The organism is Rhodohalobacter sp., assembly GCF_041686455.1.
GTDB lineage: Bacteria > Bacteroidota > Rhodothermia > Balneolales > Balneolaceae > Rhodohalobacter.
Map to the genome: position 1 here is coordinate 1 of NZ_JAWLDW010000059.1, position 16,014 is coordinate 16,014.

Annotated in this window: 15 protein-coding genes and 1 pseudogene; 2 read left to right on the forward strand and 14 right to left on the reverse strand. The window is 40.7% G+C overall.

Going from position 1 to position 16,014, the window contains the following annotated elements:
- The 11 genes from ACESM0_RS08215 to rpmB all read right to left on the reverse strand — a co-directional run.
- Window positions 1-257: S-adenosylmethionine:tRNA ribosyltransferase-isomerase (locus ACESM0_RS08215; protein WP_372905438.1), on the reverse strand; the 257-nt coding region annotated here is incomplete at its 3' end.
- A 58-nt stretch (window positions 258-315) separates the two neighbouring features.
- Window positions 316-2,238 carry a 1-deoxy-D-xylulose-5-phosphate synthase gene (dxs, locus tag ACESM0_RS08220; RefSeq protein WP_372905440.1) on the reverse strand — a complete coding sequence of 641 codons (1,923 nt, stop codon included), beginning with the start codon at window positions 2,236-2,238 and terminating at the stop codon, window positions 316-318.
- Between the two features lie 8 nt (window positions 2,239-2,246).
- On the reverse strand, window positions 2,247-2,462 hold the full coding sequence (gene xseB / locus ACESM0_RS08225; protein WP_372905442.1) for an exodeoxyribonuclease VII small subunit: 216 nt from the start codon (window positions 2,460-2,462) through the stop codon (window positions 2,247-2,249).
- 322 nt (window positions 2,463-2,784) lie between these two features.
- Entirely contained in the window at window positions 2,785-5,205 is a 2,421-nt protein-coding gene (locus ACESM0_RS08230; RefSeq protein WP_372905444.1) for a DNA internalization-related competence protein ComEC/Rec2, read from the reverse strand.
- Window positions 5,206-5,255: 50 nt separating this feature from the next.
- On the reverse strand, window positions 5,256-5,708 hold the full coding sequence (locus ACESM0_RS08235) for a MarR family winged helix-turn-helix transcriptional regulator (RefSeq protein WP_372905446.1): 453 nt from the start codon (window positions 5,706-5,708) through the stop codon (window positions 5,256-5,258).
- Window positions 5,709-5,769: 61 nt separating this feature from the next.
- Window positions 5,770-6,984, reverse strand: coding sequence for a tyrosine--tRNA ligase (gene tyrS / locus ACESM0_RS08240; protein WP_372905448.1), 1,215 nt, complete (start codon window positions 6,982-6,984; stop codon window positions 5,770-5,772).
- The gene (locus ACESM0_RS08245) at window positions 6,981-7,544 is read right to left on the reverse strand and encodes a CvpA family protein (RefSeq protein WP_372905450.1); all 564 of its coding nucleotides are present in this window, start codon (window positions 7,542-7,544) and stop codon (window positions 6,981-6,983) included. Before ACESM0_RS08245 ends, tyrS begins: the two co-directional genes overlap by 4 nt.
- Window positions 7,545-7,550: 6 nt before the next feature.
- Window positions 7,551-8,009, reverse strand: coding sequence for a GatB/YqeY domain-containing protein (locus ACESM0_RS08250; RefSeq protein ID WP_372905452.1), 459 nt, complete (start codon window positions 8,007-8,009; stop codon window positions 7,551-7,553).
- 110 nt (window positions 8,010-8,119) lie between these two features.
- Complete coding sequence (locus ACESM0_RS08255; RefSeq protein WP_372905454.1) at window positions 8,120-8,290, reverse strand: DUF4295 family protein; 171 nt, start codon at window positions 8,288-8,290, stop codon at window positions 8,120-8,122.
- A gap of 8 nt (window positions 8,291-8,298) precedes the next feature.
- Complete coding sequence (rpmG, locus tag ACESM0_RS08260; protein ID WP_101074391.1) at window positions 8,299-8,463, reverse strand: 50S ribosomal protein L33; 165 nt, start codon at window positions 8,461-8,463, stop codon at window positions 8,299-8,301.
- Between the two features lie 3 nt (window positions 8,464-8,466).
- Window positions 8,467-8,712, reverse strand: a complete 246-nt coding sequence (gene rpmB / locus ACESM0_RS08265) for a 50S ribosomal protein L28 (protein WP_069131487.1) — start codon at window positions 8,710-8,712, stop codon at window positions 8,467-8,469.
- Window positions 8,713-8,979: 267 nt separating this feature from the next.
- Here rpmB and gyrB point away from each other — a divergent pair, with 267 nt between their 5' ends.
- Complete coding sequence (gene gyrB / locus ACESM0_RS08270) at window positions 8,980-10,920, forward strand: DNA topoisomerase (ATP-hydrolyzing) subunit B (protein WP_372905456.1); 1,941 nt, start codon at window positions 8,980-8,982, stop codon at window positions 10,918-10,920.
- Between the two features lie 28 nt (window positions 10,921-10,948).
- Window positions 10,949-13,423, forward strand: coding sequence for a DNA gyrase subunit A (gene gyrA, locus ACESM0_RS08275; RefSeq protein ID WP_372905458.1), 2,475 nt, complete (start codon window positions 10,949-10,951; stop codon window positions 13,421-13,423).
- 365 nt (window positions 13,424-13,788) lie between these two features.
- Here the strand turns inward: gyrA and ACESM0_RS08280 are convergent, their stop codons facing one another.
- The 3 genes and pseudogenes from ACESM0_RS08280 to ACESM0_RS08290 all read right to left on the reverse strand — a co-directional run.
- Window positions 13,789-14,748, reverse strand: a complete 960-nt coding sequence (locus ACESM0_RS08280) for a helix-turn-helix transcriptional regulator (RefSeq protein WP_372905460.1) — start codon at window positions 14,746-14,748, stop codon at window positions 13,789-13,791.
- 93 nt (window positions 14,749-14,841) lie between these two features.
- Window positions 14,842-15,474 (reverse strand): 16S rRNA (guanine(527)-N(7))-methyltransferase RsmG, encoded by a 633-nt coding sequence (locus ACESM0_RS08285; protein ID WP_372905462.1) that lies wholly within the window; start codon window positions 15,472-15,474, stop codon window positions 14,842-14,844.
- A gap of 15 nt (window positions 15,475-15,489) precedes the next feature.
- Window positions 15,490-16,014: pseudogene (locus tag ACESM0_RS08290) on the reverse strand (tRNA uridine-5-carboxymethylaminomethyl(34) synthesis enzyme MnmG); the annotation flags it as partial.

Below are 16,014 nucleotides of genomic sequence, written 5' to 3' on the forward strand. Positions count from 1 at the left end.
TCTACAGCTTTGGTTACAAAAATCTCAATTTTGTCATCATTAAAAAGCAGCCGACACTTTTCAACCTTACTGTTGTTCACCACCAGCGAGGTTTCTGCAGGAAGATATTTGCCAATATTGTAAAAGTAATCATCCCTAATAGTGCCGGTTTTACGATCATAGACTAAAAGCCTGGAGTGATCTCTTGGAATAGCAGGTTTTTGAGCGATAAGTTCTTCAGGCAGGTGGTAATCGAAGTCGTCAAGCGTGTAAGACAATGGAGTAGATATTTTTCTGATCAATTATTAATTCAGAAACTAAGATAAGGATTTCGGATCAGGCAATTTTTATTCCAAGTAATTTTTTCACTGTATCTGCGATCCCTTCGGGTCCAATGCCCACTTCATCGTGCAGCTCTCTCTGTGAGCCATGCTCAATAATTTTGTCCGGTACTCCCATAATTTTCACAGGAACACCGGCGCCTTTTTCAGCAACATATTCTGCAACTGCGGAGCCAAAACCACCTAGTTTTGTGCCGTCTTCTAAAGTGATTATGTGATCGTACTTCGAGAGGATGATATCGATCAATTGAGTGTCTAATGGTTTGGCGTACCGCATATCGAAATGGCCTATGTAGATTTGATCTTCTTTCAGCTTTCCAGATGCTTCAACCACATATTTACCAATCGGCCCAAAACTTAGAATAGCAACGCTATCCCCTTCTTCAATCATTCGACCCTTTCCAATCTCAACGTCCAGGAATTCCTCTCGGCTTTTCATTCCGGTAGCCCTTCCCCTCGGATATCGTATGGCCCAGGCGGCATCATAATATTTTGAGGCGGTATACATCATATCCCGCAACTCCTGCTCATCCATCGGTGAAGATACAATCATATTTGGTATAGCCCGAAGATATGAAACGTCATAGAGCCCATGATGCGTGGGGCCATCAGCTCCAACAAGCCCGGCCCTGTCGATGCAGAAAACAACGGGTAATTTCTGAATGGATACATCATGTATAACCTGATCATAAGCCCGCTGCAAAAACGTTGAGTAAAGAGCCGCAAAAGCTTTTTTCCCCTCTGTAGCAAGTCCTGCAGCAAACGTTACTGCATGTTGCTCTGCAATACCCACATCAAACGATCGATCCGGATAGGCATTCATCATGGGCCATAGGCTGGAACCGCTTGGCATGGCCGGAGTAATAGCTACAATATCCTTGTTTTCATCAGCCAGTTCCACCAAAGCGTCTCCAAATACATCCTGATACTTTGGCGGCAGCTTATCATTTGACTTCGGTTTGGATAATGGATTTCCGGTTATCTTGTCAAACGGACTGCTTTGGGCATGCCACTTCGTTTGTTCTCGTTCTGCAGGTGCAAACCCTTTTCCCTTCACCGTTACGATATGCAGTAATTTGGGACCTGAAACAGTTTTAAGATCTTCTAAATGTCTTCGAAGTGCATCAACATTGTGTCCGTCAACGGGGCCGTAATATTTAAAACCCAACGCCTGAAAAAGTGCGCCGGGAGTAATGGCGGCTGTCATGGCTTTCTCGAGCTTGGAAGCCACTTTTCGCATTTTTTCACCGGCAGATTTAAAATGTCCCAGCAGATCATAGATCTCATCACGCATTTTGTTAAATGTCTTACTGGTAGTAATATCTGCCAAATACTCCTTCAGAGCTCCAACATTGGGATCAATCGACATATTGTTATCATTCAGAACTACCAATATATCTGACTTTTGGGCTCCTGCATTATTCAGCGCTTCAAACGCCATACCGCCGGTCATTGCACCGTCGCCAATAACAGCAACGGCTTTTTTACCCTCTTTATTTAAATCTGAGGCAACGGCCATTCCTAAAGCTGCAGATATGGATGTACTTGAGTGACCTACTCCAAAAGCATCATATTCACTTTCTGATCTTTTCGGAAAACCGGATAGTCCGTTATACTTTCTGTTCGTATGGAACTGTTCCCTTCTTCCGGTCAAAATCTTATGGCCATAAGCTTGATGACCAACATCCCACACGAGCTTATCCTTTGGAGTATCGTATACGTAGTGTAATGCAACCGTTAGCTCAACCACACCCAAACTGGCGCCAAAATGGCCTCCATGAACAGATACAGAATCGATTATGTATTCTCTTAGCTCATCACATACATCCTGAAGCTGTTTCGGAGAGAGCTTTTTCAGATCATTCGGTGATGATATTTTTGCTAAAAAAGGGCCGGGAGTTGGCTTGTATGTTTCCATAAGTACCGCTACTCATTTTCAGGGGCGCTATTTGTTTGATCAATTTTTTCGATTTTTAACGCAGCGCTTTCCAGTGTTTCAGAACATATTTTAGAAAGCTTTTGACCTTCTTCATACAAGGCCACGGACTCTTCGAGTGATATTTCCTTATCGTTGAGTTTTTCTACTATTGCTTCCAACTGTTCTAAAGCTTCTTCGAAACTCAGTCGTTCCTTATCTGACATAATTACTTATTCTTTAATTTTTTCACTTGATGAAATTACACCTTCGATACCCCACGGTCAAACTTCTTTTTTTGCTTTATATAACAACTCTCTAAATGATTAATGAAATTAAAAGAGGTTGAAAGCCCTTAACAACATCTGTTTCTTTTCTCGCAGATTATCGCAGAGTTAAGCGCAAATTTATAAAAATTTTCTGCGGGGCTCAGCGGGTTCATCTACGTAATTCTGCGAGAAGAAATAAGAGGGATAGATTATCGTTGAAAATTATTTAAACAGAAACGATTATAGTAAGAACTTCGAAATGTTTTGGGCAGCTGTGGGTTTATTTCCAATCTATCTTCTGTAAATTTTTTCCGTCTGTCACAATAACAACTGCACCTTCTAAACTTGTGTAGTAATTTTTTTCGCTATAGTTGCTTAAGCGGGTCACTGATTCAAGGTTGGGATGGCGAAATCTGTTTCTGAATGCCAACGAAGCAACAGATAATTCAGGGTTTACTTTTTCAAGAAAGTTTTCCGTTGAGCTCGTTCTGCTACCATGATGACCCATTTTGTAGAGATCTGATTTTAAAAAATCTCCATAGATGTTTACCAATTCCCTCTCCTGTCCTTTTTCGGCATCTCCCGTCAGTAATACTGATCGATCGCCATACACCGCCTTTACAACCACAGAATAATTATTTGCACTAGAGGGTTTAGCCTCTTTTAGCATGGGACCCAATATGTAAAAGCGCAGGTTATCATCGATTTCCGGGAGCTCACCTGCAAAAATATTTTTAACAGGCACGCCCAATTCATCTGCCGTTTTTATATAGTTACTGTATAGCTGACTTTCATACTCGTAACTGCTTTGATAGATACCCGACACATCAAATTCATTCAGTAGCGATACAATTCCTCCTATATGATCTGCATGCGGGTGTGATAATATTATTGCGTCTATTTTTTCCACTCCGATTTGTTTCAAATATGGAGTAATCGTATTCGAGCCGCTATCATATCCCGGACTCCACCTGCCAACGTCTACTAAAATATGTTTATCTGATGGCGTTTGAATATGTATGGCATCACCCTGTCCTACATCCAAAAACGTGACCCGCAGAGGGTTTGGTTGAGATTTTTGAACGATTTGTTCAACCAAAAATAGGTTAAACACGATCAGAACGCCAATTAACAACTTCCATCTAACTTCCGGTATCCTAATTGAACCAAGAAATAGAATAACCAAAATCCAAAACAGAAAGATCAGGAGCGATTCATTTGAAATCGAAAAATAACTCCACTCATTACCTCCAATTTTTTGAGCCACGATTTCAATCCACACCAAGCTCCACTCTACCGGCATTACTGCGTACGCTAAAACCCGACTAAGTGAAATAGGAAGTAAAGACATCACTAACCCTGCGGGTACTGTAATTGTCATGATTGGTATTACAAATGCATTAGCGATAGGCCCCGCAATTGAGAACTCTCCAAAGTAGTAAGTAAGGATTGGAAACAGACCGGCCTGGACCACCACAGAAATAATCACAATTGTAGCAAATGCTCCAATTTTGCCATAGCGATATCGGGCGGGTATTATTCGCTGTGCTTCCGGCATTAGCAAAAGTATTGTAAAAACCGCCCCAAATGAAAGCTGAAAGCCAACATCAAACAGTTGATATGGATTTATCATGAGCAAAATTATGGCTGCACCGGCAGTCAGATTTATAGAGTTGCGAACTTTATTGAAAAGTTTCCCATATGTTATAAGCCAAGCCATGAGTGACGCCCTGCTAACCGAAGCACTAAAACCTGTTAATCCTGAATAGCCAATTAGCAGTACAGTCAATAGAATTAAACCGGCCCATTTTCCCCACCTTCTGGTCCATAAAAACGGTATAATGAACCAAATTGGAGCTACAATAAAGCCCACATGTAAACCTGATACTGCCATAATGTGCGACAAACCGGACCTGGAGAAATTTTTCCGGGTGACTTCACTTATCTCCTCTTTATAGCCCAAAAACAGGGCTTTTGCCATGGGTGCGATTTGAGGGTCAAAAAGAGCGTCTATATTTTTCTGTACGTAACCCCTTAGATTTATCCAGCTAAAAATCGCCTGTGATGTGCTTTTTTCAATAAGCTCTGATAATTCACCGTGTGCCACTATTTTTTGACTGTGAAGCCAACCTCCATAGTCAAAATCATGTGGATTTCTTCTTTCAGGGAATTCGTAAAGTTTAACAATTGCCCTGAATGAGCTGCCTGTTTGCAGATCTCTTGTTTCAAATTGATCATCATACAGCCTGATTCTGTAATTTCTTAAAGATATCAGCCCCTCTTCCAGCCTGCTTTGAGATACTTCAGCTACATAAACTCTCTTTCCGCTAGCGGAATACCCCTTTTCTTTTATGGTTCCTTCTAACTCTACGTTTTCCCATGCATAGAGCTTTAAAAATTCTGCATCATCAACTGTTTTATGAAGATTATGATCAGCGACTTTAAACCATAAAAAGGAAGCCGAAAATATAATGAGCAGGTAGAGAATTGTAGATAGTCGAGATGAAAGAGTAATTTTTACTTTTCTCAGCAAAAATTCCGTTATAACCCACAAAAGTAGAATTATAGTAAATATCAGACCTGAATTGAACAGGGTGAGATTAGATAAATATCCGCAGGATATCCCTAACATCATCAAAATCATAACCCGTAGTGCCGGGTATGAAGCGGTGGGGAATCGGTATCTTACAGAGCCACTCATACCTGTAAGAAACAGGAAAGTGAATTTCCTTACAGATCTACAGAAGCTCTTTAGGAATCTTCTTTAACTCCCAGTTTTTTACACAATCGGGCCAGTTCTTTTTTCTCTTTCTCTGTAAATACAGAGAACTCCTCTTTGATTTTCCCCAGGTGCTTGGGGAAGAACTCTTCAATAAATTTCTTTCCGGATGGGGTTAGGTGTATCAGTACTGCACGGCGATCATTGGGATCTTTTTTCCTTTTTACATAACCCTGCTTCTCCAGATTATCCACAACCATGGTTATGTTTCCGCCACTCTTCAAAATTTTCTCTCCAATAGATCGCTGATTGAGAGGGCCTAAATGGTGAAGTGCTTCAAGTGTGCCGAATTGACTCTCTGTCAGATTCGCCTCAGCAAGATGCCGATTCAACCTGTTGCTAAGAGAATCTGTTGCCCGCATAATCTTGATGAAGGCATTCAGAGTATTTATTTCAGAATTAGATCCGGAAAAATGTGTTCCCATGGTTTATCGGGTTCATAATAAGCCGGTCAATTATCAATCAGTACCGGCCACGGTTTATTGTTTATTCTGCCTTTAATTTAGCAAAATTTCTCTTACCTACTTTTAGAGCAAATTCATCACCCGGTTGAAAGGTGATTTCATATCCCGGGCTCTTAATTTTATCATCATCCAGTGTAACGCCACCCTGCTTCATCATTCGCTTGGTTTCACCATTACTTGATGTCAGGTTCGCATCTGAAATGATATCTAAAAGCCTGTGGGTTGATCCGGCCTCAAAAGTAAGTTCCGGTGCATCATCAGGTATATTCTTGTTGATCACCGTCTGCTCAAAATATTTCCGGGCGTCTTTCGCTGCCTGTTCTCCATGGTACATTCGAGTGATGGTGAATGCCAGGTCGTGCTTCGTATTGCGAGGATCTTTTTCAATACGCTCCTTAACTGATTCCAGCTCATCTGTAGAGATGTCGGTAACCAGTTCGTAGTACGAATACATCAGATCATCCGGAATAGACAAAGATTTGCCGTACATGTCATTAGCAGGCTCATCTATCCCAATGTAGTTATCGTATGATTTACTCATTTTCATCGATCCGTCCGTTCCGACGAGCAGCGGCATCATCAGACAAACCTGTGGATCCTGGCCGTCATCTTTCTGCAAATCACGCCCAACAAGCAGGTTAAATTTCTGGTCCGTTCCACCAAGCTCTACATCGGATTTTAGATAAACAGAGTCCTGGCCCTGTGCCAGTGGATAGAGAAATTCGTGAAGTGAAATCGACTCGTTGTTCTTATATCTCTTTGAAAAATCATCCCGCTCAATCATCCGGGCTACCGTCATTTTTGAACTAAGCAAAATTACATCCTGAAACTTCATGTCACTCAGCCAATCAGAGTTGTATACGATCTCGGTTTTCTCACCGATCAGAATTTTTCCGGCCTGGTCAAGGTAGGTTCGTGCGTTTTCTTTGATCTCTTCTTCAGTGAGTGACGGGCGGGTTTTATTCTGGCCTGTCGGATCTCCAATCAGTGCAGTGAAATCACCGATAATAAGTATAACTTGGTGCCCCAGATCCTGAAACTGTCTCAGTTTTCTTAGAATAACAGAGTGACCAAGATGTAAATCGGGCCGGGTTGGATCACAGCCAAGTTTAATTCGCAGAGGCTTGTTCTCCTTTCTGGACTTTTTCAGCTTTTCGACAAGATCGTCTTCGGGCACAATTTCTACTGTACCCCTTTTAATTACATTCAATTGTTCTTCTACTGATGGAAAACTCATATACTTAAATCTTCAAATATTGGTAATGATTTTATCGGATTATTTTCTTCGATTGTCCGATCAATCGTTTCTATAAAATTTTCGGTTCCCGGGTATACTTTAGCCACTAAGTCGAAAGCCATGGGAGCTACATAGATAACATAAGAGTAGGAAATTGATTCATTTCTGCTTTGTTCTCCCGGCAAATTAAATCCGGCCATTAAAAGCAGTATAGCACTGATAACAATACCGGATTTTAATGCACCAAAAGCCAAACCGGCGAGTCGGTTAATCATGTTGAGCTTAATCACTTCAAGTAGTTTTTGCGTAGCATATGCTATCGCCTGAACTGTCCCTACGGTGATCACAAATAAAAATATACCGGCTGCAACAATAGCATAATCGGGATTATCGAACAAAGGCCTGAACATAGCGGAGGCTTCATCCATATACTTAAAGGTGATGAAAACAGCTAAAACTATTCCTGCGATGTTGAGCACTTCGTGAATGACTCCGCTCTTAAAACCGCGATACGCAAAATAGCCAATGGGTATCACGATAAAGAAATCGAGGAGATTCATTTTTTTCTATTTGGATAGTTCCTCTTTGACAATCCGGCTGACATCTCCACCTTCCGCCTTACCTTTCAGCTTAGACATCATAACGCCCATCAACTTTCCCATATCGGCCATGGAACTTGCACCCATTTCTTCCATCTGTTTTTGAACCTCTTTTCTGATGGCGTCATCGTCCATCATTTCAGGTAAGTAAGATTCAATGATACTAAGCTCCTGTTTTTCTTTTTCAACAAGATCGTCACGGCCGCCCTGCTCAAACTGATCAATAGACTCTTTTCGCTGTTTTGCCGCTTTCATCAGGACCTCAGTTACCTGTTCATCAGTAATTGATGATTCACCGCCTTTCCGCTCACTGATCTCTTTTTCCAAAATTTTTGCCTTCAAAGAACGAAGCACCCGAAGCTTATCGGCCTCTTGGGCTTTCATAGCTTCCTTCAGATCGTCCATTATGGTCTCTTTAATACTCATAAAACCTTCTCCTCTTTTTTGAAATTGAAACTACTGTCAAATGTAAGCAAAAAAAAAGGTTCCATCCGTTCGGGATGCAACCTTTTCTACAAAATCAATAATAAATCTTTTTACGATTTACTTTTACTGATAAATTCTTTTACGTCATCCTGGTTCATCATCGTTTCTTTGAATGCATATTTACCGCGCTCATTTTTTGTAGAGATGATAACCTTCGCCATTTTACGCTGAGATTGTTTCAGCGCCTGAGCTTCTTCACCAAATGCTTGTCTTTTCGCCATGGTTGGGTTTATTTAATTTCTTTATGGATTGTGTGCTTTCTAAGTACCGGATTGTATTTTTTCAATTCAAGACGGTCTGTTGTATTCCGACGGTTCTTTGTCGTAACATACCGCGAACTGCCCGGTTTTTCAGTACATTCCAAAATTACCTGGATGCGATTACCTTTCGCCATTGTTTATACCTCTTTTAAAAGTGTTCCTTTTTTTCTGGCCTCTTTCAAAACTGCAGAAATTCCCTTCTTGTTAATTGTACGGAGGGTTTTATTTGAAACCTTCAGTGTTACCCACCGATCTTCTTCAGGAATATAGAATCGACGCTTTTTCAAATTCAAATGAAAACGGTGCTTCGTTTTGTTATTCGCTTTAGAAGAGCGATAACCGTTCAGCGGCTTTTGTCCTGTAATATCGTCCTTGCGTGCCATAATTTGATTACTTAGCTGGTTTTTCGATAGACACCAAAATTAAGGGGATTTGGTTTTAAATTCAATGCTTTTTTGCATATTATTTTTGATTGAACATTCGGGTCCAACTTTCATTCATTAATCACCCCGCTTTGCACTCCAAAATCGCCCATTTTAAGGAGATGTTACAAAAAGGCACATATACCCATTCCTTGTTTTGATTTTGCCCGATCTTGCGCTATTTTCCACCGTCTAAGAGGCTATTTTTAACCACACTCAACCCCATTTATGGCAAAGAAGAAAGGATCTGACTATAAAGCTTCCAATATTCAGGTATTAGAAGGTCTTGAAGCTGTTCGTAAACGCCCATCAATGTATATTGGCGACACCGGTCAGCGCGGCCTTCATCACCTGATCAACGAAGTTGTTGACAACTCTATTGATGAGGCACTTGCAGGATATTGCGACCACATTAAAGTAATCGTTCATGATGATGATTCGATTACCATCTCCGACAACGGACGTGGTATTCCTGTAGATATGCATTCAAAATTAAACATGCCTGCTGTTGAGGTTGTACTAACCAAACTCCATGCCGGCGGCAAGTTTGATAAAGATTCTTATAAAGTATCAGGTGGACTTCACGGTGTTGGAGTCAGTTGTGTAAATGCTCTTGCCGTCCAGTTTAGTGCTGAAATCCATCGTGACGGTAAAATTTACATGATGGAATTTGAGCGTGGTTTTACCACAACACCGCTCCAGGAAGTTGGTAAAACCAAAGTTACCGGAACCACAATAAAGTTTAAGCCCGATCCTGAGATTTTTACTCAAACAACTGAGTTTAAATTCAACATCATTGCCGATCGTATGCGGGAACTCGCATTTCTGAATCCGGAAATAACTGTTGAAATTATTGACGAGCGTGAGGAAGAGGACAGTGATTCTCATCATGTTGAGTTTCATTTTGCCGGCGGTGTTAAAGATTTCGTTCAATACCTGGATGAGTCCCGCGAATCTTTGATGAAAGAGCCGATGTACATTTCCGGTGAAGTCGAAAATGTTCCGGTGGAACTTGCCATTCAGTATAACGACGGTTATTCGGAAAATGTGCATTCATACGTTAATAATATTAACACGCGCGAAGGTGGAACTCACATTTCTGGTTTTAGAAGAGCACTTACCCGCTGTTTTAAAAACTATGCCGATAAAAACAACATCATCAAATCAAACAGTAAAATTCAGGTCTCCGGCGAAGATTTCCGTGAAGGTATGACCTGTGTTTTGAGTGTTAAGGTTGCAGAACCTCAATTTGAAGGACAGACCAAAACAAAACTGGGTAACTCCGAGGTTCAAAGTGCCGTTGAAGTTATTGTTTATGAGAAACTCAATGATTATTTGGAGCAAAATCCCAAAACTGCCAAAAAGATACTTAACAAGGTAATTGTAGCAGCTGAGGCACGTGAAGCTGCCCGTAAGGCACGTCAGCTTATTCAACGAAAAAGTGTAATGAGTGGCGGCGGTCTACCCGGAAAACTTGCAGACTGCTCCATTAAAGATCCGGCACATAGTGAAGTTTATCTGGTTGAGGGTGACTCTGCGGGCGGATCTGCTAAAATGGGACGTAACCGAAGTTTTCAGGCAATTCTCCCATTAAGAGGTAAAATCCTGAATGTTGAGAAAGCCAAAATCAATAAGATACTTGAAAACAAAGAGATACAAGCGATGATAACCGCCTTGGGCACCGGTGTGGGGCACGAGGAGGAGTTTGAGCTTGATAAACTGCGGTATCATAAAATTATCATCATGACAGATGCCGATGTTGATGGTTCTCACATCCGTACGCTATTGCTCACATTCTTCTTTAGATATATGCACCCGCTTATCGAAAATGGTTTTGTATATATTGCAACGCCACCTCTATATAGAATCACATCTACACGTGGACAAATCGATTACGCTTGGGATGATGACACTCGGGACAAATTAATTCGCGAATTGAAAAAGTCGAAGAAAAAATTTGACGTTTCGCGATATAAAGGTCTTGGTGAGATGAACCCCGACCAGCTTTGGGAAACTACAATGGATCCTGAAACCCGTACGCTGCAACAGGTGACGGTAGAAAATGCTGCCGCAGCTGATAAAATGTTCTCCACATTAATGGGTGGCGATGTTGAACCTCGCCGGGAATTCATTGAAAGAAATTCCAAATACGCCCAACTCGATATTTAAGAAAATATTCATCTGATAAAACTGATTCATGGCTACAGAAAAAATTATACCTATTTCAATTGAAGATGAAATGCAATCGTCATACATCGATTATTCGATGTCTGTGATTGTATCTCGTGCATTACCAGACGTTAGGGACGGATTAAAGCCTGTTCACCGGCGGATCCTTTACGGTATGAGTGATCTCGGTATGCTGCATAATCGGAATTTTAAAAAGAGTGCCCGTATTGTTGGTGAGGTTCTTGGTAAGTATCACCCACACGGTGATTCCGCAGTTTATGATTCTATTGTGCGGATGGTTCAGGAGTTCTCTCTTCGGTATCCACTCGTTAACGGACAAGGCAACTTTGGTTCAATTGATGGTGATTCTGCCGCAGCGATGCGGTACACAGAAGTTCGTATGCAGCGGATTGCAGAAGAACTATTGGCAGACATCAACAAAGAGACGGTGGATTATCAAACCAACTTTGATGATACACTAACCGAACCTACTGTACTGCCGGCCATGTTGCCCAACCTTCTGTTAAATGGTGCATCCGGTATAGCGGTTGGTATGGCTACCAATATGGCTCCTCATAATTTAACTGAAGTTATTGATGGTACAGTTGCCGTAATTGATAATCCCGATATTGAAACAGAGGAGTTGATGCAGCATATCACAGCTCCTGACTTTCCAACCGGCGGTATTATTTATGGCTATGAAGGTGTGAAGGAAGCCTATTCTACCGGTCGTGGAAAAATTACAATGCGTGCCCGTGCAAATGTAGAAGAGCTCAGAAATTCCAGGGAACAGATCGTAGTTACTGAAATTCCTTATCAGGTTAACAAGGCTACTTTGATTCAAAAAGTTGCCCAGCTCGTTGGTGATGAAAAGATTACAGAAATCTCTGAAATCCGTGATGAGTCTGATCGCGAGGGAATGAGAATCGTAATTATTCTCAAACGTAATGCTAATGCAGGAGTTGTACTTAATCAGCTGTATAAGTACACGCAGATGCAACAAACTTTTGGTGTGATTAATCTTGCGCTCGTTAAAGGGCGCCCTAAGGTAATGTCGCTCAAAGAGTTAATTACACGATTTATTGAGCATCGTGTTGAGGTTATTATTCGACGCACGATTTATGATTTAGATCAGGCCGAAGCTCGCGCGCATATCCTTGAAGGTCTTAAAATTGCTCTCGATAATCTTGATGAAGTAATTAAGACAATTCGAGCATCTAAGAACCCCCAGGAAGCCAATACGGAGTTACGCAGAAAATTTGCCCTCACCGATATACAGGCAAAAGCTATTCTGGATATGCGTCTTCAAAAGCTAACCGGACTTGAGCGCGATAAAATTGATACTGAGTATCGGGATATTGCATCTCAAATTTCGGATTATAGAGAAATTCTTTCTAATCGTGATGAACAAAATGAAATCATCAAAAAAGAGCTACTCGAGTTGAAAGGTCGTTACGGAGATGAAAGACGAACCCAGATTGTATACTCTGCCGATGATTTCAATATTGAGGACATGATTGCCGATGAGGATGTTGTTGTTACCATTTCCAATAAAGGTTTCATTAAACGAATGCCCGTAAGCGGATATCGCAGACAACGGCGCGGCGGTAAAGGAATGAAAGGTACCACAACCAAAGACGACGAATATGTAGAACATCTGTTTGTTGCCACTAACCATAACTATATCCTGTTCTTTACAGAGAAGGGTAACTGTTACTGGCTGAAGGTTTATGAAATACCTGAAGGATCCAGATTGGCAAGAGGCCGGGCAATTGTCAACTTGATCGATATTGAGAAAGATGATTGTATCAAAACATTTGTACCTGTTAAAACTCTGGATGATGATGAGTACATAAAGTCACACTCCATCATCATGTCTACAAAACAGGGGCAGGTTAAAAAGACTTCTCTCGAGGCTTACAGCCGTCCGCGCCGAGATGGAATTATTGCCATCAACATTAAAGAAGATGACAGCCTGCTTGAAGCTGCATTAACTGATGGAGAAAGCAATATTATCCTGGCCAATAAAAAAGGGCGTGCTATTCGGTTCCACGAAGAAGAAGCACGTGAAATGGGGAGAAATACTTCAGGTGTTCGGGGAATGAATCTGGATAAAGATGATGAACTGGTTGATATGGTTGTCATCAAAAACACTCATGAAGCTACAGTTCTCGCCATTTCAGAAAATGGTTACGGAAAACGCTCATTGGTTGATGATTATCGCGAGCAGAGCCGGGGCGGTAAGGGTGTAATCACTCTTAAAGTTACTCCTAAAACCGGTAATCTTATTGCTTTGAAAGAAGTTTCGGATAAAGATGACCTGATGGTCATTACTGAAAGAGGCAAGATTATCCGGATGCAATGTAAAGGCCTCAGAACCATGGGACGAAATACGCAAGGTGTGAGAATCATGCGCCTCGATGAAGATGGGAAAATTGCGGCAGTAACGCGCGTTGTTAATGAAGAAGAAACTTCTGAAGAAGACGCTCCTACTGTTGAATAACATCTGGCATCAAATAGATATAAAAAAAGGCTCCTCAAAGGGAGCCTTTTTTATTTCTTATCAATTTTTTTTAAAAAACTAATTATCGTCAGTTCGGGATTGAAATTTTCTATTGACTGTCCCCCTTCGAAGGGGGTATGGGGGATGATCATTTATATTACAGAAACAAGAAAATGTCAATTTTAGACTCAGATAGTCATCCCCCTGCTCACTCCATTCGCTTCCCCCTTCAAAGGGGGATCATTATCTTTTTTCGATCCAGAGGCTAGAAAAATTTCACCACTTTAGATTTATAAAAGACTTCTGTTAAGAGCCTTTTATATTTAATCTAATTTTTAAAGGAAGCATTTTACGCTATTCAATAATTAACTCTTCATTTCGGTTAACATTTTTTTTAACGTCTTCTCTCTTTTCTTTTTTAGACTCTCCGGACTGATAACTTTCACATTGTTTCCGAACTGTAGAAGCCAATCATTCAAATAGTCTAAATTATCAAATTTGAACTCCACTTTAATTTTTTTATTCCCAACCCTCTCCAACTTAATTATTTTAGTCGGTAGATTGGCCTTAAATGCGCGCTCTGCCGACTCATCGATGTCTACCCTTATTTTTTGCCCTGTTTCGTTAGAATTAAAAATCAGGCCCTCCACGTTAATTTTATCATTTCCGTCAAATATTTCGTCCAGTATTTTCACTTCACTCATTCTATCCAATACAAAATTCCTGACGGCGCTTCTTTTATGAGAAAATCCAATTAAATTCCAGTGGTCTCTATAAAACACCAAGAGATACGGGTCAACTGTCCGGCTGCTCACCGCTCCATCCATTTTGCTTTCGTAAATAAACTCGATTCTCTTTTTTTGGGAAATTGCGCTGCTCAGCAAATACCAGTTCCCTCCTACCTTTTTGTCTGCCCCAAAATGTAAAAACGGATCAACTACCGTTCTGTCGTCCAGAGATTCCATAAACTGTTTCAAATCATCAGGCAACACATTTTTAATTTTTAGCTCTACACCTTTTGCATCATCTACAAGATTTTTATCGACTTGTGACTTCACGAAGTTCAACCCAACCATAATAGTAGCCAGCTCCCTTGAATTGAACATCAAAGGCGGTATCCTATACCCTTCAATCACACCATATCCACTATACTCATCCCAGGTAACCGGAACGTTTATATCAGAAAGGAAATTAAAATCCCGGAAAATCGTCCTTCTACTTACCCCAAATTCATCGGCTAAATCCTTTACGGTTAGCTTCTTTTTAGAATCCTGAAGCATTAAAATCAATTTTAGACGCCGTTCCGAACTTTTTAACCTCGACATAATAGAACCTCAAATTTATTTTTTAAATAACAAAGGCCTGCCAATTTCTCGACAAGCCTCATGAAGATGAAAGCATTTCTTAAAAAATGAAATTTACTTTTCAAGAACAACCAATCCCTTTCCTTCATAAAATTCATCGTCAAAATGGAAGGAATAGATTGTGCATTTAATTTTTGAATGTACTTTCTCCATCTCTTTATACGCCCCTTCAACTCCTTTCCACATAACTACTTTTTTCCATGGCTTTTTCTTCGTAAGCCGAAGCAAATCGTCAATCTTAAATGCATGTTTAGTCACAATGCCCGCCCCTGTTTTTAGGCCAACCAACGATATACTTTTCGCCAAAACCTCAACATTCTCCAAATTTAGAGCTTTCGTGATATCAGATAAAGCCCTCATTTTTTTTCGGACATTGTCATTCAGGTAGAATTTTTTTTCAGGAAAAACTATCGCCAAGGGTACTCCTGGTAAACCACCCCCTGTCCCAGAATCCACCCATTCATCAATGCCCGAAATGAGTCCAAGCTCAATGGGAATTAGCGAATGAACAACATGCTCACGGACTGTTTCACGTGAAACATTGCGGCTCACAAGATTAATTTTTGAATTCCATTCGAGCAATTGGTCTATATACAACTCAAGAAGTTCACTGCGCCTTGAGTACAATTCCCTTACATTGGCAAGTGTTTCTTTGTCAACCTTTAACTCTTCAATTTGATGTTTCACGTGAAACAATTCTTTTTAATTCTTTAAATAAATCATGAGAACGGCTATATCACTTGCAGATACACCGCTTATTCTTGAGGCCTGACCAATGGTCTCGGGTTGAATTTTACTCAGCTTGCTTTGCCCTTCAGAAGAGAGGCTTTTAATTTTATGGTAATCGATCTTTTCGGGAATAGCGGCATTCTCTTTATTACTGATCTCTTCAACCATTTCAAACTCACGTTTGATATAGCCTTCATACTTAATCTGTATCTCCACCTGCTCTAAAACATCTCGGTTTGAAGTGATTGCAGATACTTTACCATTTAATTCTTCATCAGCTGCCAGTAGATCATTGATGGTTAATTGTGGTCGAGGAATAAGGGTTCTGGCTTTCACCGGCTGAGAAAGTGTTGATGTCCCCTTCTCTTTTAGCATGGGATCCATCTTTTCAGGGCGAACAGTGTAATTTTCAATTAAATCGAATAGGTCGTTGATCTCTTTCTTCTTTCTGGAAAAACGTTCATAACGTTCATTATTGACAAGCCCAATTTTTCTTCC